We start from the raw sequence: 287 nt of genomic DNA, 5'->3' as shown, positions 1-287 counted from the left end.
CACGGCACGAGGAGACTGATCATGTTCAAGCAGCTTACGCTTGCTGCCGCGGCGCTGACGATGGGAACGACCGCTCTCGTCGTGCCGACGGCTCCCGCCCAGGCTCAGGGTTATTATGGCTATGAACCGGGCTATTACGGCCAGCGTTATCGCGACCGCCGCGGGTATAATGACCGCCGCTATTATGGTAACGACCGCCGCTATTACCGCAATCGGGCGCGTGAGCGCTGCAACGATGGCGATGGCGGCACGATCGTCGGTGCAATTGCCGGCGGCCTGCTCGGCAA

Annotated in this window: 1 protein-coding gene; it reads left to right on the top strand. The window is 62.7% G+C overall.

Annotated elements, in window-relative coordinates:
* Positions 1–21: 21 nt before the first annotated feature.
* Positions 22–287 (top strand): hypothetical protein (locus tag SAZ04_RS21825; RefSeq protein WP_431309046.1); only part of this gene is annotated, 266 nt, incomplete at its 3' end.

The organism is Halalkalibacter lacteus (assembly GCF_036663595.1).
Taxonomy (GTDB): domain Bacteria; phylum Bacillota; class Bacilli; order Bacillales; family Bacillaceae_D; genus Halalkalibacter; species Halalkalibacter lacteus.
Note: the sequence above shows the minus strand (reverse complement) of the source record. Positions and strands in the feature narration are given on the sequence as shown.